Here is a 20258-nt window from a genome sequence, read left to right as displayed (position 1 = left end):
TGCTGGCGTGCTGTGGCTATAATCGCTGCTCGCTGTATTCCCGCCATTCCCTGTCGAGACTGTCATGACTATTTCCCTGTACGCCGCTTCCGTTCCTGTCTTCAAGCAAATGCTCAATGCCTTGAGCGACGTGCTGCACAAGGCCGAAGCCCACGCCACGGCGAAGAACATCGAGCCCAACGCCCTGCTGCAGGCGCGCCTGTACCCGGACATGTTCCCGCTGGTGCGCCAGGTGCAGATCGCCGTGGACTTCGCCAAGGGCGTATCGGCGCGCCTGGCCGAAGTCGAGCTGCCCAAGTACGACGACACTGAAACCACCTTCGCCGACCTGCAGGCGCTGATCGCCAAGGTCCTGGCCTTTATCGACGGCATCCAGCCGGCGCAGATCGATGGCAAGGAAGGCATCGAGATCGTGACCCGTCCGGGCACCCCGAAAGAGAAGCGCTTCAGCGGCCAGTCCTACCTGCTGACCTACGGCCTGCCGCAGTTCTTCTTCCACGTCACCACCACCTACGCGATCCTGCGTCATAACGGTGTGGAAGTGGGCAAGCGCGACTACATGGGCGCGTTCTAAGGCGTTTGGCTACGAGGTTCTCGTAGCGCACAAAAAAGCCCGGCCAGGTTGACCCTGGCCGGGCTTTTTTGTGGCCGTTGGATCAGGCGGCTTGCGCCTTGTCTTCCTGGGCCATGCACGCGGCGGCGGTGAAGAGTACGTCGGTGGAGGAGTTCAGCGCGGTTTCCGCCGAATCCTGCAGCACGCCGATGATGAAGCCTACGGCCACCACCTGCATGGCGATTTCGCTGGGAATGCCGAACAGGCTGCAAGCCAGGGGAATCAGCAGCAGCGAGCCGCCGGCCACGCCGGAAGCACCGCAGGCGCAGATGGCCGCGACCACGCTGAGCAGCACGGCGGTGGGCAGGTCGACGGCGATACCGAGGGTGTGCACGGCGGCCAGGGTCAGCACGGTAATGGTGATTGCCGCGCCGGCCATGTTGATGGTGGCGCCCAGCGGGATCGACACCGAGTAGGTGTCTTCATGCAGGCCCAGGCGCTTGCTCAGTTCCAGGTTGACTGGAATGTTGGCCGCCGAGCTGCGGGTGAAGAAGGCGGTGATGCCACTTTCGCGCAGGCAGGTCAGCACCAGCGGGAAGGGGTTGCGGCGAATCTTCCAGAACACGATCAGCGGGTTCATCACCAGGGCCACGAACAGCATGCAGCCGATCAGGACCGCCAGCAGGTGCAGGTAGCCGAGCAGGGCGTTGAAGCCCGAGGTGGCCAGGGTCGAGGCCACCAGGCCGAAGATCCCCAGGGGCGCGAAGCGGATCACCACGCGCACGATGACAGTGACCCCGTTGGACAGGTCATCGAGCACGGTGCGGGTGGTCTCGCCGGCATGACGGATGGCCACGCCCATGCCAATGGCCCAGGCCAGGATGCCGATGAAGTTGGCGTTCATCAGGGCGCTGACCGGGTTGTCCACCACGCTCAGCAGCAGGCTTTGCAGCACCTCGGTGATCCCGCCGGGCGCGCTGATGGCCACGTCGTGGGTCGACAGCACCAGGGCGGAAGGAAACAGGCTGCTGGCGATCACCGCGACCACGGCGGCGGCGAAGGTACCGAGCAGGTAGAGCACCAGGATCGGCCGGATATGGGTTTCCTGGCCGTGCTTGTGGTTGGCGATGGAGGCCATCACCAGCACGAACACCAGGATCGGGGCCACGGCCTTGAGCGCCGAGACGAATACTTTGCCGATAAAGGTGGTGGATTTCGCCACCTCCGGTGCCAGGAGTGCCAGGGCGATACCGGCGATCAGGCCGATAACGATCTGCGTGACCAGGCTCAGGCGTTTGAGGGAATGCAGAAAGGAAGGGGGTGATGCGCTCATAGCGGTATCTCTGTTTTTTTTAATGTGCGGAGCCTGCCGGTCGCCGGCGCCGGTGGTTGAACCGCCAGGCACAGACGCAGTCTGAAAAGGCGACGGGCGATCGAGACGTTTGAAGGGTAGACGAACTCGACAGGGCCTGTTTTCAGCAGGGGGCGGACTTTATCACAGCAGGCCGGGGTTACCGCGTCGATGTGACGATCTGCCACTTGCCCCTTGCAGAGCCGTGCACGCGGTGGTTACCCGGAGCCGGGCGCACTCTGTTAAGATTCGCCATCCCCTTTTTCTATCCAGTCAGCGGGCCCTTCGGGCTGTCGCTGCTGTCGCTGTTTCTGGAGTTCTGCATGCTGTTGCCCATCCTGCTGTTGTCGGCCGCCGGTTTTACCGTGCTGACCACGGAGTTCATCATCGTCGGCCTGTTGCCGTCGATTGCCCGCGACCTGCAGGTCAGCGTGTCCCAGGCCGGGCTGCTGGTGACCCTGTTCGCCTTTACCGTGGCTGCCTTCGGGCCATTTCTGACCGCCTACTTCGCGCGTTTTCCCCGCAAGAAGCTGTTTATCAGCGTGCTGGTGATGTTCGGCCTGGCCAATACCCTGGCGGCGCTGGCGCCGAACATCTGGGTGATGTCCCTGGCGCGGCTGGTGCCGGCCCTGGGGTTGCCGGTGTTCTGGGCCCTGGCCAGCGAGACGGCGGTGGACATCGTCGGCCCGGACTACGCCGGGCGGGCGATTGCCAAGATCGGCTTCGGCATTGTCTGCGCCACGGTGTTCGGGATTCCCGTGGGCACCCTGATTGCCGATGCGTTCGGCTGGCGCAGCGCCTTCGGCATCCTCGCGGTGGTGGCGTTCGCCAAGGCCCTGTTGCTGTTTATCTACCTGCCGCAAACCCGCCAGCACAACGAGCAGGTGAGCCTGCGGGCGCAGTTTCGCATCCTGCGCAGCCCGCTGATGCAAGGGCATGTGCTGCTGTCGATCCTGGTATTTAGCGGCATGTTCACCGCCTACACCTACCTGGCGGACATACTCGAGCGCCTGGCCGGGTTCGACGGTGCGCTGGTGGGCTGGTGCCTTATGGGCTTTGGCGCGGTGGGCCTGATCGGCAATTCCCTGGGCGGCCGGGCGGTGGACCGTCACCCGCTGATCGCCTCCATGGTGTTCTGCGCACTGATGATCGGCGGCATGGTAGCCCTGGTGCCGAGCATTCATTCGACCCTGGGGCTGGCAGCGGCCATGGCCATCTGGGGCGTGACGCAGGCGGCGATGTTTCTGGTGAGCCATGTGCGCTTGATCAAGGCGGCCCCCCAGGCGCCGGCCTTCGCCGCTTCGTTGAACATTGCCGGGGCCAACCTGGGCATTGGCCTGGGGGCAATGGTCGGCGGCCGGGTGATCGATACCCTGGGCCTGGGCAGCCTGGGGTTCGCGGCCTCGGGTTTCATTCTGCTGTCGATCGCCCTGGCGCTGCTGCTGATGAAGCTCAAAGCGCCGAGTGCCTGCGCTTCCTGATCAGAGATTGAGGGGCGTGAACAATTCCCGTCGCGCCCCTTCGGTAATGGCCACGATGCCGGGGTGCTTGACCTTGCGCTCCACGGAAATGGCGTAGAACGACTCGGCCACGGCATCGGTCTGGCCAATCAGTTGCACTCCGTACTGTTGCATGACCTCGTCGGCAATCACGCTGGGGGCGATGAAGATTCCACTGCCGGATTGGCCAAAGGCCTGCATCAGGGCGCTGTCGTCGAATTCACCGATGATTCGTGGCTGCAACTGTTGCTCGGCGAACCAGCGCAGCAGGCGGCTGCGGACCACGGTTTCCTGCCCGGGAATCAGCAGTGGCGCGCCGTGCAGGCCCCGGGGGAAGTCAGCGCCGTGCCGCCGCGCCAGCTCCTCGGTGGCGAAGAAACTGATGCCGCATTCCCCGAGCTTCTGGCTGTAGCCCTTGATGTCCAGGTGCGAGGGCATCGGGCTGTCGGAAATCACCAGGTCCAGGCGCTGGATGGCCAGGTCCGCCAGCAGGCGTTCGAGCTTGTCTTCGCGGCAGGTCAGGCGGATCGGCTCGCTGAGCTCCATGGTCGGGGCGATCAGGCGATAGACGATGGACTTGGGCACCACATCCGCCACGCCGACCCGGAACTGGATCTGCTGTTCGTCGGGGCGGGCGCGGAGCATGGCTTCCAGCTCGCCCCCGAGCTGGAACATCTGCTCGGCGTAGGGCAGGGCCTGGCGTCCGGCTTCGGTCAGCTCCAACTGGCGGCCAACCCGGCGAAACAATTCGATGCCGTAAGTCTGTTCCAGCAGGCTGATCTGGCCGCTGATGGTTTGCGGGGTCAGGTTCAACTGGTCGCAGGCGCGGACGATGCTGCCGGTCTTGGCCACAACCCAGAAATAATGCAGCTGGCGGTAGTTGAGCATGGGCACATTCAGTTCGTAAAAAGCGAAGTATAACTGCAAAAAAAACGAATTTTCCTGAAGTATCACTCTCCTTAGAATGCCTCGCTACCGCCGGGGCCCTACTTGGTCCCGTCCGTTCTATCGAGGAATACGGCATGTCTTTCAAAACCTTGGGCGCAGCGTCGCTGCTGGCCCTGTCTATGCTGACCCTGGCGGGTTGTGACCAGGCGGAAAAAAGCGCGCAGCAGATGCTGGGCAAGGCGGCGGAGTCCGCCAAGCAGGCCATCGACGATACCCACAAAGCGGCAGAACAGGCGCTCAGCGATGCGACTCAGAGCGTGACCGGCAAGGAAAAGCCAGAGGACGACAGCGAGAAGAAACCAGCGCCTGCGTCCCAGGAAATCTGATCTTTCATACAACCGAGTCAGGATTGACCCATGGATTACCTTTTACAGCTCGCTGCAAGCCCCACCGCCTGGGTCGCCCTGGCCACCCTGGTGGTGATGGAGATCGTGCTTGGCATCGATAACCTGATCTTTATCTCCATCCTCACCAACAAGTTGCCGCAAAAGCACCGGGCCAAGGCACGGCGCATCGGTATCGGCATGGCCTTGATCCTGCGCCTGGCGCTGCTCAGTACCATTGCGTTCATCGTCCAGCTCACTGAGCCGGTGATTGAAGTGATGGGGCAGAGTTTCTCCTGGAAGGACATGATCCTGATTGCCGGTGGCCTCTTCCTGGTGTGGAAAGCCACCACGGAAATCCACCACAGCATGGACCCTGAACCTGAGCAGGCTAAGAATGAGACTCCGGGCGTGGCGATCGGCTTTGCCGCAGCGATCGGTCAGATATTGTTACTGGACATGGTGTTCTCCATCGACAGCATCATTACTGCAGTCGGCATGACCGAGCATTTGCCGATCATGATCATTGCCGTGGTGGTGTCGGTGCTGGTGATGCTGCTGGCGGCCGAACCGCTGGCCAAGTTCATCAATGACAACCCGACCGTGGTGATGCTGGCCCTGGGCTTCTTGATCATGATCGGCATGACCCTGATCGCCGAAGGTTTCGGTGCCCATGTGCCCAAGGGTTATGTGTATGCGGCGATGGCCTTCTCGGCGGCCATTGAGAGTCTCAACATGCTGGCCCGCCGGGCCCGGCAGAAGCGTCAGGCGGCCCATAGCGACGCTTGATCCGCAGCCATGACTGGCGGCCGCTTGTACTCCTTGGAGTCAGGCGGCCGCTTTGTTTCAGGGGTAGGGCAAACCTTGATCAGTGGGCAGCGGCAGGACGCCGGGCGCTCTTTCCAGCCTTGATGGCGGGGGCTGCTTGCCGGGGCTGATGATGGTGGCGGCGGGTGATGCGCAGCACGCCCCAGAGCATAGCGGCGGCTACCGCCAGCCAGCCGAGGATCAGCATCAGGATGGTCGTTGTCAGGCTCATAAGTGCCTCCTTTATGCCCCATGCGGGGCACACACTCTTAACAATCGACAGTCTAGTAGCCTGTGTGTTTCAAGCTATTGACCAATAGTCGAGAGTCTTCGAACACTTCGCTCTATGGTTTTCAATTAACTGGCGCCTAACGCTATACCCTTGCCCGCGGGCGCCCTATTATCAGGGCCCCAGCCGGAGGCGGGTCGCCCGGTGTCTGAATAGAGAGCAAAGATGGTGCGGGTATTTTCTCGGTTTCGAGTGGCGCTGCTGGCCGGCGCCTGTGTCTTGGCCCTGGCCGGTTGTGCCGGTAGCGTGCAGCCTGACATCCAGCGCCTGCCGGAACGTGTCGAACTCAACAGCGTGCCGTCTTTCCGTGGCCAGATGTACCAGAGCGGCCCAGGTGCACTGGCCAGCATGCTGTCGCAGCAAGGCGTGGTGATCACGCCCGGTCTGCTGGACAAGCCATTGCATCTGCCGGGTGCCGAGGCGCAGTTGCAGCAGAACATGCAGAACCTGGCGCGTGAATACGGCATGGTCGTCTATCCCCTGGATAACCAATTGTCGGCTCTGCTGACGCAGGTGGCGGCGGGTTACCCGGTGCTGGTGCGCTTTACCGAGGGTTCGACATTCTGGGCTGAGCCGCGCTATGCCGTGCTGGCCGGCTATAACCGCGACAAGCAGACAGTGCTGTTGCGTGGGGCGAAAAGCCGTCGGCAACTGATGAGCTTCAGCGAGTTCGAGTCATCCTGGAAGAGTGCCGGCAGCTTTGCGGTACTGATCCAGGCCCCCAACCAGTTGCCGGCCAAGGTGGATCGCCAGCGTTGGTTGAAAGCCGTCAATGAATTGGCCCAGGCCGGCCAGGAGCAGGCGGCAGCCCGGGCGAGCAAGGCACTCGACAATCATTGAGTGTGCTACAGACAACAACGGCGCCTGAGGGCGCCGTTGTTTTTTGCCGGGTATCAGTGTGAGGCCTGGGGAGCGGCGACCTGACGGTTCTTTAGGTTCTTGTCCGCTTTGTAGCGCAGGGCGACGTCCGGTACCGAGCCGCTCTTACCGGTTTCGACCCAATTGCGGATGCGGCTGGCATCGGCGAAGTGGGTGTATTTGCCGAAGGCATCAAGAATCACCAGCGCTACCGGGCGATTACCCATGCTGGTGACCAGCACCAGGCAGTGGCCGGCCTGGTTGGTAAAGCCGGTCTTGGTGATCTTGATGTCCCATTTTTCCTTGTTCACCAGATGGTCGGTATTACGGAAGCCCAGGGTGTAGTTGGGCTTGCGAAAGGCTACGGTCTTTTCCTTGGTGGTACTCAGTTCGCTGAGCAGCGGGTACTTGCGCGAAGCCACCAGCAACTTGCTCAGGTCACGGGCGGTGGAAACGTTGTGGATCGACAGGCCTGTAGGCTCCACGTAGCGGGTGTGGGTCATGCCCAGGGACTTGGCCTTGGCGTTCATTGCTGCGATGAACGCCGCGTAGCCGCCCGGGTAGTGATGGGCCAGGCTGGCGGCAGCACGGTTTTCCGAAGACATCAGGGCGATCAGCAGTGTGTCCCGGCGGCTCAGCTCACTGTTGAGCTTGACCCGGGAGAACACCCCTTTCATTTCCGGGGTGTCGCTGATGCTCATGGAGATGTATTCGTCCAGGGGCAGCTTGGCGTCCAGGACCACCATGGCGGTCATCAGCTTGGTCACCGAGGCGATGGGGACTATCACGTCCGGGTTGCTGGAATAGATGACTTTGTTGGTCTGCAGATCCAGCAGCAGGGCGCTGCCGGATGCGATATGCAATTGTGAAGTGTCTCTTGGCGCCGCGGTGGTTTCGCTGGCGTCGACGCTGTGGGCGATCAGTGTGCCGGACACAGCAAACAACAAGCTGAGAATGGAGAGACGAATTTTCACGCGGGCGGACTCGATAAAGAATGGATATGCCGTTGGCTAACGGGCTTTCTGGGAAAAACGTTACATTTTATGAGTATGGCTGAAGAACTGTCGATTGTTCTTCCACGGTCAGCCGAAAGCCCTTAAAAATAAAGAAAAAACACGTTTTTTTCCTGAACGGTAGGGCTTTGCGCAGCAATGGGCGTGGGCTAAGAGTCAGGGGTGATAAAGAGCCCGGGTGGCCTTTAATTTCAGAATAAAAAAACCCGCCATCGGCGGGTTTTCTGTTGCGGGGCAGCAAACTCAGCTGTGCAGCGATTCGGCTGCGTACAGCGTGTTTTCCAGCAGGCAGGCGCGGGTCATGGGGCCGACGCCACCAGGTACTGGAGTGATCCAGCCGGCGCGGGGCAGGGCGGTTTCATACACCACATCACCCACCAGCTTGCCGTCGTCCTGGCGATTGATGCCAACGTCGATGACGATTGCGCCTTCCTTGATCCACTCGCCCTTGACCAGGCCCGGCTTGCCGGCGGCTACGACTACCAGGTCGGCACGGCCGACATGACCAGCCAGATCCTTGGTGAAGCGGTGAGTCACAGTCACGGTGCAACCGGCCAGCAGCAACTCCATGGCCATCGGGCGACCAACGATATTGGAAGCGCCGACAACCACTGCATCCATGCCGTACAGATCGGCACCAGTGCTTTCCAGAAGGGTCATGATGCCCTTGGGGGTGCAAGGGCGCAGCAGTGGAATGCGCTGGGCCAGGCGACCGACGTTATAAGGATGAAAACCGTCCACGTCTTTGTCCGGGCGAATACGCTCCAGTAATAGAGAAGCGTCCAGGTGCTCGGGAAGCGGCAACTGCAGCAGGACGCCATCGATGTTCGGGTCATCGTTGAGGCGGTCGATCAAGCCGGCCAGGTCCTCTTGAGTGGTGTTGGCGGGCAAGTCATAGGCTTGGGAAAGGAAGCCGACCTCTTCGCAGTCTTTACGCTTGTGCGAGACATAAACTTGAGAGGCCGGGTCGCTGCCGACCAGAATCACCGCGAGGCCTGGAGTACGCAGGCCTTGCTGGCGACGCTCGGCGACGCGTTTGGCGATCTGCTGGCGCAGGCTAGCGGCGATCGCCTTGCCGTCGATTAGTTGTGCAGTCATGACGCGTGATTAACCATCGAGAGGGTGAGAAAAAGAGAACGCATTCTCGCATGTCGGAACGTGAGGGCAAAGGCGCTTGGTCTGCAAATTCCCCTAAGCCCTTTAATTAAATGAATTTTTTTCAAAAAAGAGTTGACGACCTAACGGACCGTCTATAACATTCGTCGCACTTGTCGGGCACAGCCTAGCACTGGTTAAGAAGGTCGGGCAGAGTTGTTGTTTAACTCGTAACGACTGAAAGCAATTAGTTTGTAATCGTTAAAGAATACAGATTAATAAGGCGCCCGTAGCTCAGCTGGATAGAGCATCCGCCTTCTAAGCGGATGGTCGCAGGTTCGAGTCCTGCCGGGTGCGCCATTAGGCAGCTTTGGCACAAGTAACGCAATATGGTGGGCGTAGCTCAGTTGGTAGAGCACAGGATTGTGACTCCTGTTGTCGTGGGTTCGATCCCCATCGTCCACCCCATATTCGAAGAAGGCGCCAGATTAATAGTCTGGCGCCTTTGCTTTAAAAGCTTGTTAAGCGGACGTGGTGGAATTGGTAGACACACTGGATTTAGGTTCCAGCGCCGCAAGGTGTAAGAGTTCGAGTCTCTTCGTCCGCACCAATAAAGTAGCTAGTTAATAGCAGATGACGGCGCAGCACCTGAAAAGGGCTGCGCCGTTTTCGTTTCTGGATTCGATACCTCTAAGTGGCTGCATCCGATGAGCTGGTTGAGTGGCAGAATGTTGTCCTTTGGTCGTTGAAGGTTCCGGGTTTCAGCTATTGGCTGGCGTTTTTCAGGGGTGTGCTGAACGACTCCTTCTATATATAGAAGGGTTGAAGTAGAGGCCCTGGTTTGGTTCGCAATATTTGCTCTCATGGCGAGGCTCAATCCTTTGTCCCCGCCTTCACATTGCCGGCGGTTTTTTACCCGTTTTCAGTAGGGTGACTTCTTGAGTTTGACCCTCTAGAATGCATGCCCTTGATTCTGGGGTCGGAAAACGGCCGGCTAACGTCTGTGCAACGAGGAATATCCATGCAAGTTTCTGTTGAAAATACTTCTGCTCTTGAGCGCCGCATGAGCATCACCGTGCCGGCTGAGCGCATCGAGAGCCAGGTCAACAAGCGTCTGCAGCAGACTGCCCAAAAGGCCAAGATTCCAGGCTTCCGTCCTGGCAAGGTTCCAATGAGCGTGATCCGTCAGCGTTATGAGGCTGATGCGCGTCAAGAAGCAGTAGGTGATGTGATCCAGGCTTCCTTCTATGAAGCCGTTGTCGAGCAGAAACTGAACCCTGCCGGCGCTCCTTCGGTCGAGCCTAAAGTGCTGGAGAAGGGCAAGGACCTGGAGTACGTTGCCACTTTTGAAGTGTTCCCAGAGTTCACTGTTGCCGGTTTCGAAAACATCGCCGTTGAGCGCCTGAGCGCTGATGTGGCTGATGCCGACCTGGATAACATGCTGGAAATCCTGCGCAAGCAGAACGTGCGTTTTGAAGTGGCCGATCGTGCTGCGCAGAACGACGATCAACTGAACATCGATTTCGTTGGCAAGGTCGACGGTGAAGTCTTCGCTGGCGGTTCGGCCAAGGGTACCCAGCTGGTGCTGGGCTCGGGTCGCATGATTCCTGGCTTCGAAGAAGGCCTGGTAGGCGCCAAGGCGGGTGAAGAGCGCGTCCTGAATCTGACCTTCCCTGAGAACTATCAGAACCTGGATCTGGCCAACAAGGCCGCCGAGTTCACTGTGACTGTCAACAGCGTTTCCGAGCCTAAGCTGCCAGAGCTGACCGAGGAGTTCTTCGCTCAGTTCGGTATCAAGGAAGCAGGTCTGGAAGGTTTCCGCGCTGAAGTTCGCAAGAACATGGAGCGCGAACTGCGTCAGGCCATCAAGTCCAAAGTGAAGAATCAGGTCATGGACGGTCTGCTGGCCTCCAACCCGATCGAAGTGCCGAAGGCGCTGCTGGATAACGAAGTTAACCGTCTGCGCGTTCAAGCTGTCCAGCAATTCGGTGGCAATATCAAGCCGGATCAACTGCCAGCCGAGCTGTTCGAAGAGCAGGCCAAGCGTCGCGTGGTACTGGGTCTGATCGTTGCCGAGGTTGTTAAGCAGTTCGATCTGAAGCCTGATGAAGACCGCGTTCGCGAGCTGATCCAGGAAATGGCTTCGGCTTATCAGGAGCCTGAGCAGGTCGTGTCCTGGTACTACAAGAACGAGCAGCAATTGAACGAAGTTCGTTCGGTTGTGCTGGAAGAACAAGTTGTGGATACTGTTCTGCAGAAAGCTAGCGTGACCGACAAATCGGTCTCCTACGAAGAAGCGGTCAAGCCGGTAGAAGCACCTCAAGCCGACTGATTTTCTTCTCGTTCGAAGCACACACCATAAGCCAGCCTTCGCGCTGGCTTATGCGTATTCAAGACGTGACTATTTGGGAGTGACTGCAGAGCATGTTCCGTAATTCGTATATTCAGCAGAACTCTGATATCCAGGCCGCAGGCGGCCTGGTCCCGATGGTTGTCGAGCAGTCCGCTCGTGGCGAGCGCGCCTACGACATCTACTCGCGCCTCCTAAAGGAGCGAGTGATCTTTCTGGTGGGTCCTGTAGAGGATTACATGGCCAACCTGATCTGTGCGCAACTGCTGTTCCTTGAAGCGGAAAACCCGGACAAGGACATCCATCTCTATATCAACTCCCCGGGCGGTTCGGTGACAGCTGGCATGTCGATCTACGACACCATGCAGTTCATCAAGCCTAACGTTTCAACCACTTGTATTGGCCAGGCATGCAGCATGGGCGCGTTCTTGCTGACAGCTGGTGCCCCAGGCAAGCGTTTCTGCCTGCCAAACTCCCGAGTGATGATTCACCAGCCACTGGGCGGTTTCCAGGGCCAGGCATCGGATATTGAAATCCATGCCAAGGAAATCCTCTTCATCCGTGAGCGTCTCAACACGCTGATGGCCAAGCATAGCGGGCGCACCCTGGAAGAAATCGAGCGCGATACCAATCGCGATAACTTCATGAGCGCCGAAGCTGCGCGTGAGTACGGGTTGATCGACGAAGTAATCAACCAGCGCCCCGCTTAAAATAAGCAGCTCAAAATAGGCATGGTCGGTTGTTCCGATCAGTGGCGGGCTTGAAAAAGCCCGCAATAGCCTTCATCTTGTGTTGCAAGCCTATCGGATTTGGATCGAACGAATGACTGACACCCGCAACGGCGAGGACAACGGCAAACTGCTTTATTGCTCCTTCTGTGGCAAAAGCCAGCATGAAGTGCGCAAATTGATTGCCGGCCCCTCGGTCTTTATCTGCGACGAGTGCGTCGACCTGTGCAATGACATCATCCGTGAGGAGGTGCAGGAAGCACAGGCCGAGAGCAGCGCGCATAAATTGCCTTCGCCTAAAGAAATCAGCGGCATCCTTGATCAGTACGTGATTGGTCAGGAGCGTGCAAAAAAGGTTCTAGCAGTAGCGGTGTACAACCACTACAAGCGTCTGAACCAGCGTGACAAGAAGAGTGACGACGTCGAACTTGGCAAGAGCAACATCTTGCTGATCGGCCCTACAGGTTCGGGTAAGACGCTGTTGGCCGAAACCCTGGCTCGCCTGTTGAATGTACCTTTCACCATCGCCGATGCCACTACCCTGACCGAAGCCGGTTATGTGGGGGAAGACGTCGAGAACATCATTCAGAAGTTGCTGCAGAAGTGCGACTACGACGTAGAGAAGGCCCAGATGGGCATTGTCTACATCGATGAGATCGACAAGATTTCCCGCAAGTCTGACAACCCTTCGATTACCCGGGATGTTTCCGGCGAAGGCGTTCAGCAAGCCCTGTTGAAGTTGATTGAAGGCACGGTTGCCTCTGTTCCGCCGCAAGGTGGTCGCAAGCATCCGCAGCAGGAATTCCTGCAGGTCGATACCCGTAACATCCTGTTCATCTGTGGTGGTGCGTTCTCGGGTCTGGAAAAGGTTATTCAAAACCGTTCCACCAAGGGCGGCATCGGTTTCAACGCAGAAGTTCGCAGCAAGGAAGAAGGCAAGAAAGTCGGTGAATCCCTGCGTGAAGTCGAGCCTGACGATCTGGTCAAGTTCGGTCTGATCCCGGAATTCGTCGGTCGTTTGCCAGTCCTGGCGACCTTGGATGAGTTGGACGAAGCGGCATTGATTCAGATCCTCACCGAACCGAAGAACGCCTTGACCAAGCAGTACGCCAAGTTGTTCGAGATGGAAGGTGTTGACCTGGAGTTCCGTACCGATGCCTTGAAGTCCGTCGCCAAGCGAGCCCTTGAACGCAAGACCGGTGCTCGTGGCCTGCGCTCCATTCTTGAAGGTGTTCTGCTCGACACTATGTATGAAATCCCCTCGCAGTCCGAGGTGAGTAAAGTAGTGATCGACGAAAGCGTTATTGAAGGCAAGTCCCAGCCACTGTACATCTATGAGAACAGTGAGCCGACGGCCAAGGCAGCGCCAGACGCGTAAGCGTCGCGCTGTTGGAATGAAAGAAGGGGCCTTCGGGCCCCTTTGTTTTTAGCGCCTTAAAGTGCTGTCTTTGAGCTTGTTTTTTTTCCAGGCAGCCCCCATCTTGGTTTCAAGCTTACTTCCATCTGTTTACGGCCTTACGGCCGCCGTAGAGGCGAAATCATGAAGACAACCATCGAATTGCCTCTCCTGCCATTGCGTGATGTTGTGGTTTATCCGCACATGGTTATCCCGCTGTTCGTGGGGCGCGAGAAGTCGATCGAAGCCCTCGAGGCAGCGATGACGGGCGACAAGCAGATTCTCTTGCTGGCGCAGAGAAACCCTGCTGATGACGATCCCGGTGAAGATGCACTCTATCGCGTAGGTACCATTGCGACTGTCTTGCAGTTGCTCAAATTGCCCGATGGCACCGTCAAGGTATTGGTTGAAGGCGAACAGCGTGGTGCTGTTGAGCGCTTCAGCGAAGTTGATGGCCATTGCCGTGCCGAAGTCTCCCTGATTGACGAAGTCGATGCTCCTGACCGTGAGTCGGAAGTGTTTGTTCGCAGTCTGCTGTCCCAGTTCGAGCAGTACGTGCAACTGGGCAAGAAAGTCCCTGCAGAGGTGCTGTCGTCCCTCAATAGCATCGATGAACCAAGCCGCCTGGTGGATACCATGGCTGCGCACATGGCGTTGAAGATCGAGCAGAAGCAGGAAATCCTCGAGATCATCGATCTGTCCGCTCGGGTCGAGCATGTCCTGGCATTGCTGGACGCCGAGATCGATCTGCTGCAAGTGGAAAAGCGCATCCGTGGTCGCGTCAAGAAGCAAATGGAGCGCAGCCAGCGCGAGTACTACCTGAATGAGCAGATGAAGGCCATTCAGAAAGAACTGGGTGATGGCGACGAAGGGCACAACGAAATCGAGGAGCTGAAAAAGCGTATCGATGCCGCAGGCCTGCCAAAAGACGCGATGACCAAGGCTCAGGCCGAACTGAACAAGCTCAAGCAGATGTCGCCGATGTCTGCCGAGGCTACTGTGGTCCGCTCTTATATCGACTGGCTGGTTCAGGTGCCGTGGAAGGCACAGAGCAAGGTTCGTCTCGATCTGGCACGTGCCGAAGATATTCTCGATGCCGACCACTATGGCCTGGAAGAGGTCAAGGAACGGATTCTCGAATACCTCGCCGTACAGAAGCGGGTGAAAAAGATTCGTGGCCCGGTACTGTGTCTGGTGGGGCCTCCTGGGGTGGGTAAGACCTCCCTGGCGGAGTCGATCGCCAACGCTACCAACCGCAAGTTCGTACGCATGGCCCTGGGTGGCGTGCGTGATGAGGCGGAGATTCGTGGGCATCGTCGGACTTACATCGGTTCGATGCCAGGAAGATTGATTCAAAAGATGACAAAAGTGGGGGTGCGCAACCCACTGTTCTTGCTCGACGAAATCGACAAGATGGGCAGCGATATGCGCGGTGACCCGGCCTCGGCATTGCTCGAGGTGCTGGACCCCGAGCAGAACCATAATTTCAACGATCACTATCTGGAAGTCGATTACGACTTGTCCGATGTGATGTTCCTCTGCACCTCCAACTCGATGAATATCCCGCCGGCCTTGCTGGACCGGATGGAGGTGATTCGTCTGCCTGGCTACACCGAGGACGAGAAGATCAACATCGCGGTCAAGTACCTCTCGCCCAAGCAGATTCAGGCCAACGGCCTGAAAAAGGGCGAGCTGGAATTCGAGCCGGATGCGATCCGCGACATCATTCGCTACTACACCCGCGAGGCCGGTGTACGCGGTCTGGAGCGGCAGATTGCCAAGGTCTGCCGCAAGGCGGTGAAAGAGCATGCGATGGAAAAACGCTTCTCGGTGAAGGTCACTTCCGACCTGCTGGAGCACTTCCTCGGCGTGCGCAAATTCCGCTACGGCCTGGCCGAGCAGCAAGACCAGATCGGTCAGGTGACCGGGTTGGCATGGACTCAAGTGGGCGGTGAACTGCTGACCATCGAAGCCGCTGTGGTTCCGGGCAAGGGCCAGTTGATCAAGACCGGTTCCCTGGGCGATGTGATGGTCGAGTCGATCACTGCGGCACTGACCGTGGTGCGCAGCCGGGCCAAGAGCCTGGGCATTCCCCTGGACTTCCACGAGAAGCGCGACACCCACATCCACATGCCTGAAGGGGCGACCCCGAAAGACGGCCCCAGCGCGGGTGTAGGCATGTGCACGGCGCTGGTTTCGGCGCTGACCGGTATTCCGGTGCGGGCTGATGTGGCAATGACGGGCGAGATCACTCTGCGTGGTCAGGTATTGGCTATCGGCGGGTTGAAAGAGAAATTACTCGCCGCTCATCGGGGTGGAATCAAGACAGTGATCATTCCGGAAGAGAATGTTCGCGATTTGAAAGAAATTCCTGACAATATCAAGCAGGATCTGCAGATTAAACCGGTTAAATGGATTGACGAAGTCCTGCAAATTGCGCTGCAATACGCGCCGGAGCCCTTGCCGGATGTGGCTCCCGAGATAGTCGCAAAGGACGAAAAACGCGAGTCTGACTCTAAGGAAAGAATTAGCACGCATTAGTACGCATTAGCCTGGGGGGCTTCCTTGACAGCTTTTTAGAGCCCTTGTTATAAAGCGGCTCTTAAGTGTCTGTAGGCCATTCAGCACTCGTTTTTGCTTTCACCAAAAAACTTAGAATCATACTCATAGATATATAAGGGGACTTAGAGTGAACAAGTCGGAACTGATTGATGCTATCGCTGCATCTGCTGATCTCCCGAAAGCTGCTGCTGGCCGTGCGCTGGACGCAGTAATCGAATCCGTTACTGGCGCTCTGAAGGCCGGTGACTCTGTGGTGCTGGTTGGTTTCGGTACTTTCTCCGTAACTGATCGTCCAGCGCGTATCGGTCGTAACCCACAGACCGGTAAGACTCTGGAAATCGCTGCTGCTAAAAAGCCAGGTTTCAAAGCCGGTAAAGCACTGAAAGAAGCCGTTAACTAAGTTTCTTCAGGGTCTTTGCCCATCCGGGTCGGGGTCATGCCTGATCTGGCAGCGGGGCGCTAGTCAACCGGTCTACCACCGGTTCACGCCGAGGGTCGCGGGTTTAACCTTCGTCCGCTCCGCCAGTTACGAGAAGGCGCATCCTCGGATGCGCCTTTCTTCTATCCGGACTCTACCCACGCTCCACGGTTGCTCAAATTGAAGTACAACCGTTTCTGGGGGACGCATGCTGCAGAATATCAGGGACAATTCACAAGGCTGGATTGCCAAAACCATCATCGGGGTTATCGTCGCGTTGTTGGCGTTGACGGGATTCGATGCCATTTTCAAGGCCACTACCCACAATCAGGACGCGGCCAAGGTCAACGGTGAGGAAATCACTCAGAACGAGTTGAGCCAGGCCGTCGACATGCAACGTCGTCAGTTGATGCAGCAGCTGGGCAAAGACTTCGATGCCTCCCTGCTGGACGAGAAGATGCTGCGCGAAGCTGCTCTCAAAGGGCTGATCGATCGCAAGCTGTTGCTGCAAGGTGCGCAGGATTCCAAGTTCGCGTTCTCCGAAGGTGCGCTGGACCAGGTCATTCTGCAAACGCCGGAGTTCCAGGTTGATGGCAAGTTCAGCCCCGAGCGTTTCGACCAGGTGATCCGTCAACTGGGTTACACCCGCCTGCAATTTCGCCAGATGCTGACTCAGGAAATGCTGATCGGCCAGGTACGCGCCGGTCTGGCAGGCAGCGGTTTTGTCACCGACGCCCAGGTGCTGGCATTCGCCCGTCTGGAAAAGCAGACCCGTGATTTCGCTTCCCTGACCATCAAGGCCGACCCGGCAGCGGTCAAGCTGACCGACGACGAGGTCAAGGCGTACTACGACCAGCACGCCAAGGAGTTCATGACTCCGGACCAGGTGGTGATTGATTACATCGAATTGAAGAAGGCCGCCTTCTTCGATCAGGTCAGCGTCAAGGACGAGGACCTGCAAGCGCTGTATCAGAAGGAAATTGCCAACCTGTCCGAGCAACGCCGCGCCGCGCACATCCTCATCGAAGTCAATGACAAGGTGAATGAGGCCCAGGCCAAGGCCAAGATCGAAGAGATCCAGGCACGTCTGGCCAAGGGCGAAAGCTTCGAGGCATTGGCCAAGGAGTTCTCCCAGGACCCGGGTTCGGCCAGCAACGGCGGCGACCTGGGTTTCGCAGGTCCTGGCGTCTATGATCCAACCTTCGAGAAAGCCCTGTACGCCTTGAACAAGGACCAGGTATCGGCGCCGGTACGTACCGACTTCGGTTTCCACCTGATCAAGCTGCTGGGTGTCGAAGCGCCGGAAGTGCCAAGCTTCGCCAGCCTCAAGGGCAAGCTGACCCGGGATCTGAAGACCCAGCAGGTCGAGCAGCGTTTCGTCGAGGCCACCAAGCAACTGGAAGACTCGTCGTTCGAAGCGTCCGATCTGGCACAACCGGCCCAGGACCTGAAGCTGACTGTCCACACTTCCGCGCCATTCGGCCGTGAAGGTGGTGACGGCATCGCAGCCAACCGCGCCGTGGTACAAGCGGCGTTCAGCACCGAAGTCCTCGATGAGGGTGCCAATAGCACCGCCATCGAACTGGACCCGGAAACCGTGGTAGTGCTGCGTGCCAAGGAACACCGCAAACCTGAGCAACTGCCACTGGAAAGCGTTGCCAGTGCCATTCGCACGCAATTGGCCAAAGAGCACGCCAGTGCCGCGGCCAAGACCAAGGCTGAAGAGCTGATCACCAGCCTGCGTGACGGCAAGACCGCGCTGAACAAGCCGGTGGATGGCCAGGACTGGAAAGTCGCGCACGCCGTGACCCGTGGCCAGGAGGGGATCGATCCGACCGTGCTGCAGGCGCTGTTCCGCATGACCAAGCCTGAGTCCAAGGACAAACCGACCTTCACCAGCGTGACCCTGCCTAATGGCAACCTGTTGGTGCTGCAGCTCAATGGTGTCAACGAAGCCGCTGCGCCGACCGAGGAAGAGAAGGCTCAATACCGTCGCTTCCTGGCCTCGCGGGTAGGGCAGCAAGACTTTGCCGCCTACCGCAAGCAGCTGGAAAACCAGGCGGACATCAAGCGTTACTGATGTCTGACCCACAGTGTTGAAAAGACCCCGGCCGCAATGCCGGGGTCTTTTTTTGGGCTGGAAAAAACTTCAGCCAAGGGCGTTCTTCCAGCGTTTGCGTGCATGCAGGTAGGCCGCCTGATCGTTGTAGCCCAACTGCAGGGCAATCTGGGCCCGGGATTCGCCTTGCAGTTGCAGGTGCATTTCCAGCTCGGCGCGGGTCTGGTCGAGCAATTCGCGAAAGCTCAACCCCTGTTCCTCCAGGCGTCGCCGAAGCGTTCGCGGGGTTTGATGCAGTTGCGCGCAAAGGCTTTCCAGGGTTGGTGAGTGGCCGGCGGCCAGGGCCCGGCGACAAGCCGCTGCCACCTTGGCGGCCCAACCGCTCTGTCGCCGGTGCAGGGCCACCCGTCGATCCAGCTCCTCGCTCAGCAGTTCCAGCATGCCGGCGTGGCGGGTTTGCAGCGGCAGTTGCAGGGTTTGCGGGTCGAAGTAGAAACGGTTGGCCGGGCAATCGAATTCGATCCGCTCGCCGAACCAGTGATGGTACTGCGCGTGATAGGCCGGGCGTGGATGGCTGAAGCAGGCCAGTACCGGCTGCACCGCAAGGCCGGTGCCACGGCGCAACTGAGTGATGGACATGACGCCATAGTGCTCGATCAGGTAGCGGCCGAGTGGCGCCGATGTGTCGATATCAACCTCGACACCGGCCCCCCGGGTATCCGCCACCAGCTGTACCCGGTCGGTATCCGAACCCAAGGGCGCGTAGCGCACCCAGAACGCCATGGACGCGGCGACATCCGGACAGTACAGGCTGGCGTGGGCGATCACGTGCCAGTCCTGGGGGGTGAAGCGTTCGAACAGCTTGAGGCCGATGGCCGGCTCCAGCGCTGCCGCGGCGCGCCACAGCTGCTCCAGCTGCAGCAGGTTGTAGTCCTGCTGGGGGCCGGTGTTCTGGTCATCGAGAAAGCGTTGCAGGACTTCACCCAGGCGCCCGCGATGGAAACGCGGGGTCATGCCCTTGGCCGGATCTCGCGGAATTCTGTCCAGTTCGCGCATAGAGCGGGCTGCCTTGCTGATCTCTAATGGTGGGGCGATGCCCACAAGGATAAGAGCGAGAATGCCATGAACCACGACCTGCTGACCAACAACCCGCTGCTGATCGTTTCGGCGATCTTTGTGTTTTTCATCCTCCTGGAAATCACCTGTTCGGCCTTTGGCCAACCTCGCGGCCAGCGCCGTGATGTGTTGATCGAGGCGGTGGGCTCAAGCCTGTTGCTCGGTGTGACCTTTCCCCTGGTGATGTGGGCCAGCGGCGCGCTCATGCAGCTATCGCTACCCGAAGCAAAGGGAGCACTGGCACAGATCCCCTGGGTACTCGGCCTGCTGCTGTTCCTGGTCTTCGATGACATGACCCAGTACTGGTGGCACCGCTTGACCCACCGCGTACCGGCGCTGTACGCGTTGCATCGCGCGCACCATTCGGCGCCCTACATGAGCATTCGCATCGTCTACCGCAACAACAGCTTCTATTACCTGCTGATGCCCGGCATCTGGTTCTCGGGAGTACTGATTTATCTGGGGCTGGCTCCGGTCTACTACGGTTACCTGATTCTCAAGATGACGGTGATCTTCGCCGCTCACAGCAGTGTGGCCTGGGATGACAAGCTGTACCGCATCGGTTTTCTGCGGCCGCTGATGTGGTTGCTGGAGCGGGTCTTTTCTACGCCGTCCACCCATTCGGCGCACCACGGCCTGAGCGCCGAGGATGGTGTGACCCATTACAAGGGCAACTTCGGCAACCTACTGTTCCTCTGGGATGTGCTGTTTGGTACGGCGAAGATCACTCGGCGCCGGCCCGTTGCCTATGGCATCGAACACTTGGTACCCGTGAGCTGGACGCAAGAGTTGTTCTGGCCGCTGGTACGCAGCCGTAAAGCCCGCTCCAGTGCAGGGGCGAAGGTAGAGGGCGCCTTGCCGGCGAACCCTGCTTCGCAAGGCTAGTCATTCTT

At 58.7% G+C, this 20258-nt stretch carries 18 protein-coding genes and 3 tRNA genes; 15 read left to right on the top strand and 6 right to left on the bottom strand.

Annotation, left to right across the window (positions count from 1 at the left end; translation table 11 throughout):
- The first annotated feature begins 64 nt into the window (after window positions 1-64).
- Window positions 65-574 carry a DUF1993 domain-containing protein gene (locus ABCR88_RS22150; protein WP_011062285.1) on the top strand — a complete coding sequence of 170 codons (510 nt, stop codon included), beginning with the start codon at window positions 65-67 and terminating at the stop codon, window positions 572-574.
- 82 nt (window positions 575-656) lie between these two features.
- Here ABCR88_RS22150 and sstT read toward each other — a convergent pair whose 3' ends face one another.
- Window positions 657-1886: a serine/threonine transporter SstT gene (gene sstT / locus ABCR88_RS22145; RefSeq protein ID WP_011062284.1), complete on the bottom strand. Its 1230-nt coding sequence runs from the start codon at window positions 1884-1886 to the stop codon at window positions 657-659.
- 341 nt (window positions 1887-2227) lie between these two features.
- Here sstT and ABCR88_RS22140 point away from each other — a divergent pair, with 341 nt between their 5' ends.
- Complete coding sequence (locus tag ABCR88_RS22140) at window positions 2228-3385, top strand: MFS transporter (protein WP_019092848.1); 1158 nt, start codon at window positions 2228-2230, stop codon at window positions 3383-3385.
- Here ABCR88_RS22140 and nhaR read toward each other — a convergent pair whose 3' ends face one another.
- Window positions 3386-4291: a transcriptional activator NhaR gene (nhaR, locus tag ABCR88_RS22135; RefSeq protein ID WP_019092849.1), complete on the bottom strand. Its 906-nt coding sequence runs from the start codon at window positions 4289-4291 to the stop codon at window positions 3386-3388.
- Window positions 4292-4425: 134 nt separating this feature from the next.
- On the opposite strand from nhaR, the gene ABCR88_RS22130 reads away from it, so the two are divergent.
- Window positions 4426-4677 carry a hypothetical protein gene (locus ABCR88_RS22130; RefSeq protein WP_011062281.1) on the top strand — a complete coding sequence of 84 codons (252 nt, stop codon included), beginning with the start codon at window positions 4426-4428 and terminating at the stop codon, window positions 4675-4677.
- 30 nt (window positions 4678-4707) lie between these two features.
- Window positions 4708-5463 carry a TerC family protein gene (locus ABCR88_RS22125; RefSeq protein ID WP_011062280.1) on the top strand — a complete coding sequence of 252 codons (756 nt, stop codon included), beginning with the start codon at window positions 4708-4710 and terminating at the stop codon, window positions 5461-5463.
- 79 nt (window positions 5464-5542) lie between these two features.
- On the opposite strand, the gene ABCR88_RS22120 is transcribed toward ABCR88_RS22125, so the two are convergent.
- Window positions 5543-5713 carry a hypothetical protein gene (locus ABCR88_RS22120; RefSeq protein WP_011062279.1) on the bottom strand — a complete coding sequence of 57 codons (171 nt, stop codon included), beginning with the start codon at window positions 5711-5713 and terminating at the stop codon, window positions 5543-5545.
- A 222-nt stretch (window positions 5714-5935) separates the two neighbouring features.
- Here ABCR88_RS22120 and ABCR88_RS22115 point away from each other — a divergent pair, with 222 nt between their 5' ends.
- A complete protein-coding gene (locus tag ABCR88_RS22115; RefSeq protein WP_041119150.1) occupies window positions 5936-6610 on the top strand; it encodes a peptidase C39 family protein in 675 nt (224 codons plus the stop codon).
- A 53-nt stretch (window positions 6611-6663) separates the two neighbouring features.
- Here ABCR88_RS22115 and pbpG read toward each other — a convergent pair whose 3' ends face one another.
- Window positions 6664-7602 (bottom strand): D-alanyl-D-alanine endopeptidase, encoded by a 939-nt coding sequence (gene pbpG, locus ABCR88_RS22110; protein WP_041119148.1) that lies wholly within the window; start codon window positions 7600-7602, stop codon window positions 6664-6666.
- Window positions 7603-7884: 282 nt separating this feature from the next.
- The gene (gene folD / locus ABCR88_RS22105) at window positions 7885-8739 is read right to left on the bottom strand and encodes a bifunctional methylenetetrahydrofolate dehydrogenase/methenyltetrahydrofolate cyclohydrolase FolD (protein ID WP_011062276.1); all 855 of its coding nucleotides are present in this window, start codon (window positions 8737-8739) and stop codon (window positions 7885-7887) included.
- A gap of 280 nt (window positions 8740-9019) precedes the next feature.
- On the opposite strand from folD, the gene ABCR88_RS22100 reads away from it, so the two are divergent.
- The 9 genes from ABCR88_RS22100 to ABCR88_RS22060 all read left to right on the top strand — a co-directional run bounded on the left by ABCR88_RS22100 (window position 9020) and on the right by ABCR88_RS22060 (window position 18270).
- Window positions 9020-9096, top strand: a tRNA-Arg gene (locus ABCR88_RS22100).
- A gap of 32 nt (window positions 9097-9128) precedes the next feature.
- Window positions 9129-9204: transfer RNA gene (locus ABCR88_RS22095), tRNA-His, on the top strand.
- A 57-nt stretch (window positions 9205-9261) separates the two neighbouring features.
- Window positions 9262-9346: transfer RNA gene (locus ABCR88_RS22090), tRNA-Leu, on the top strand.
- A 411-nt stretch (window positions 9347-9757) separates the two neighbouring features.
- Complete coding sequence (gene tig / locus ABCR88_RS22085) at window positions 9758-11068, top strand: trigger factor (RefSeq protein WP_011062275.1); 1311 nt, start codon at window positions 9758-9760, stop codon at window positions 11066-11068.
- A gap of 92 nt (window positions 11069-11160) precedes the next feature.
- Window positions 11161-11796, top strand: coding sequence for an ATP-dependent Clp endopeptidase proteolytic subunit ClpP (clpP, locus tag ABCR88_RS22080; protein WP_011062274.1), 636 nt, complete (start codon window positions 11161-11163; stop codon window positions 11794-11796).
- 112 nt (window positions 11797-11908) lie between these two features.
- Entirely contained in the window at window positions 11909-13192 is a 1284-nt protein-coding gene (gene clpX / locus ABCR88_RS22075) for an ATP-dependent Clp protease ATP-binding subunit ClpX (RefSeq protein WP_011062273.1), read from the top strand.
- A 162-nt stretch (window positions 13193-13354) separates the two neighbouring features.
- The gene (gene lon, locus ABCR88_RS22070) at window positions 13355-15751 is read left to right on the top strand and encodes an endopeptidase La (protein ID WP_011062272.1); all 2397 of its coding nucleotides are present in this window, start codon (window positions 13355-13357) and stop codon (window positions 15749-15751) included.
- 148 nt (window positions 15752-15899) lie between these two features.
- A complete protein-coding gene (locus tag ABCR88_RS22065; protein WP_011062271.1) occupies window positions 15900-16172 on the top strand; it encodes an HU family DNA-binding protein in 273 nt (90 codons plus the stop codon).
- 226 nt (window positions 16173-16398) lie between these two features.
- Window positions 16399-18270 (top strand): SurA N-terminal domain-containing protein, encoded by a 1872-nt coding sequence (locus tag ABCR88_RS22060; protein WP_041119145.1) that lies wholly within the window; start codon window positions 16399-16401, stop codon window positions 18268-18270.
- Window positions 18271-18339: 69 nt separating this feature from the next.
- Here ABCR88_RS22060 and ABCR88_RS22055 read toward each other — a convergent pair whose 3' ends face one another.
- The gene (locus ABCR88_RS22055; RefSeq protein WP_236203525.1) at window positions 18340-19305 is read right to left on the bottom strand and encodes an AraC family transcriptional regulator ligand-binding domain-containing protein; all 966 of its coding nucleotides are present in this window, start codon (window positions 19303-19305) and stop codon (window positions 18340-18342) included.
- A 66-nt stretch (window positions 19306-19371) separates the two neighbouring features.
- On the opposite strand from ABCR88_RS22055, the gene ABCR88_RS22050 reads away from it, so the two are divergent.
- Window positions 19372-20250 carry a sterol desaturase family protein gene (locus ABCR88_RS22050; protein ID WP_350403559.1) on the top strand — a complete coding sequence of 293 codons (879 nt, stop codon included), beginning with the start codon at window positions 19372-19374 and terminating at the stop codon, window positions 20248-20250.
- Window positions 20251-20258: the final 8 nt, after the last annotated feature.

Origin of the sequence: Pseudomonas sp. W17 (genome assembly GCF_040268305.1) — a bacterium.
GTDB lineage: Bacteria > Pseudomonadota > Gammaproteobacteria > Pseudomonadales > Pseudomonadaceae > Aquipseudomonas > Aquipseudomonas protegens.
Note: the sequence above shows the minus strand (reverse complement) of the source record. Positions and strands in the feature narration are given on the sequence as shown.

Bases quoted from the DNA above. Each gene is read 5' to 3' on its own strand.
- nhaR (WP_019092849.1), bottom strand. From the start codon at position 4,291: ATGCTCAACTACCGCCAGCTGCATTATTTCTGGGTTGTGGCCAAGACC.
- folD (WP_011062276.1), bottom strand. From the start codon at position 8,739: ATGACTGCACAACTAATCGACGGCAAGGCGATCGCCGCTAGCCTGCGC.
- ABCR88_RS22150 (WP_011062285.1), top strand. From the start codon at position 65: ATGACTATTTCCCTGTACGCCGCTTCCGTTCCTGTCTTCAAGCAAATG.
- ABCR88_RS22125 (WP_011062280.1), top strand. From the start codon at position 4,708: ATGGATTACCTTTTACAGCTCGCTGCAAGCCCCACCGCCTGGGTCGCC.
- clpX (WP_011062273.1), top strand. From the start codon at position 11,909: ATGACTGACACCCGCAACGGCGAGGACAACGGCAAACTGCTTTATTGC.
- ABCR88_RS22120 (WP_011062279.1), bottom strand. From the start codon at position 5,713: ATGAGCCTGACAACGACCATCCTGATGCTGATCCTCGGCTGGCTGGCG.
- ABCR88_RS22055 (WP_236203525.1), bottom strand. From the start codon at position 19,305: ATGCGCGAACTGGACAGAATTCCGCGAGATCCGGCCAAGGGCATGACC.
- sstT (WP_011062284.1), bottom strand. From the start codon at position 1,886: ATGAGCGCATCACCCCCTTCCTTTCTGCATTCCCTCAAACGCCTGAGC.
- ABCR88_RS22140 (WP_019092848.1), top strand. From the start codon at position 2,228: ATGCTGTTGCCCATCCTGCTGTTGTCGGCCGCCGGTTTTACCGTGCTG.
- lon (WP_011062272.1), top strand. From the start codon at position 13,355: ATGAAGACAACCATCGAATTGCCTCTCCTGCCATTGCGTGATGTTGTG.
- clpP (WP_011062274.1), top strand. From the start codon at position 11,161: ATGTTCCGTAATTCGTATATTCAGCAGAACTCTGATATCCAGGCCGCA.
- ABCR88_RS22050 (WP_350403559.1), top strand. From the start codon at position 19,372: ATGAACCACGACCTGCTGACCAACAACCCGCTGCTGATCGTTTCGGCG.
- ABCR88_RS22115 (WP_041119150.1), top strand. From the start codon at position 5,936: ATGGTGCGGGTATTTTCTCGGTTTCGAGTGGCGCTGCTGGCCGGCGCC.
- ABCR88_RS22130 (WP_011062281.1), top strand. From the start codon at position 4,426: ATGTCTTTCAAAACCTTGGGCGCAGCGTCGCTGCTGGCCCTGTCTATG.
- tig (WP_011062275.1), top strand. From the start codon at position 9,758: ATGCAAGTTTCTGTTGAAAATACTTCTGCTCTTGAGCGCCGCATGAGC.
- ABCR88_RS22060 (WP_041119145.1), top strand. From the start codon at position 16,399: ATGCTGCAGAATATCAGGGACAATTCACAAGGCTGGATTGCCAAAACC.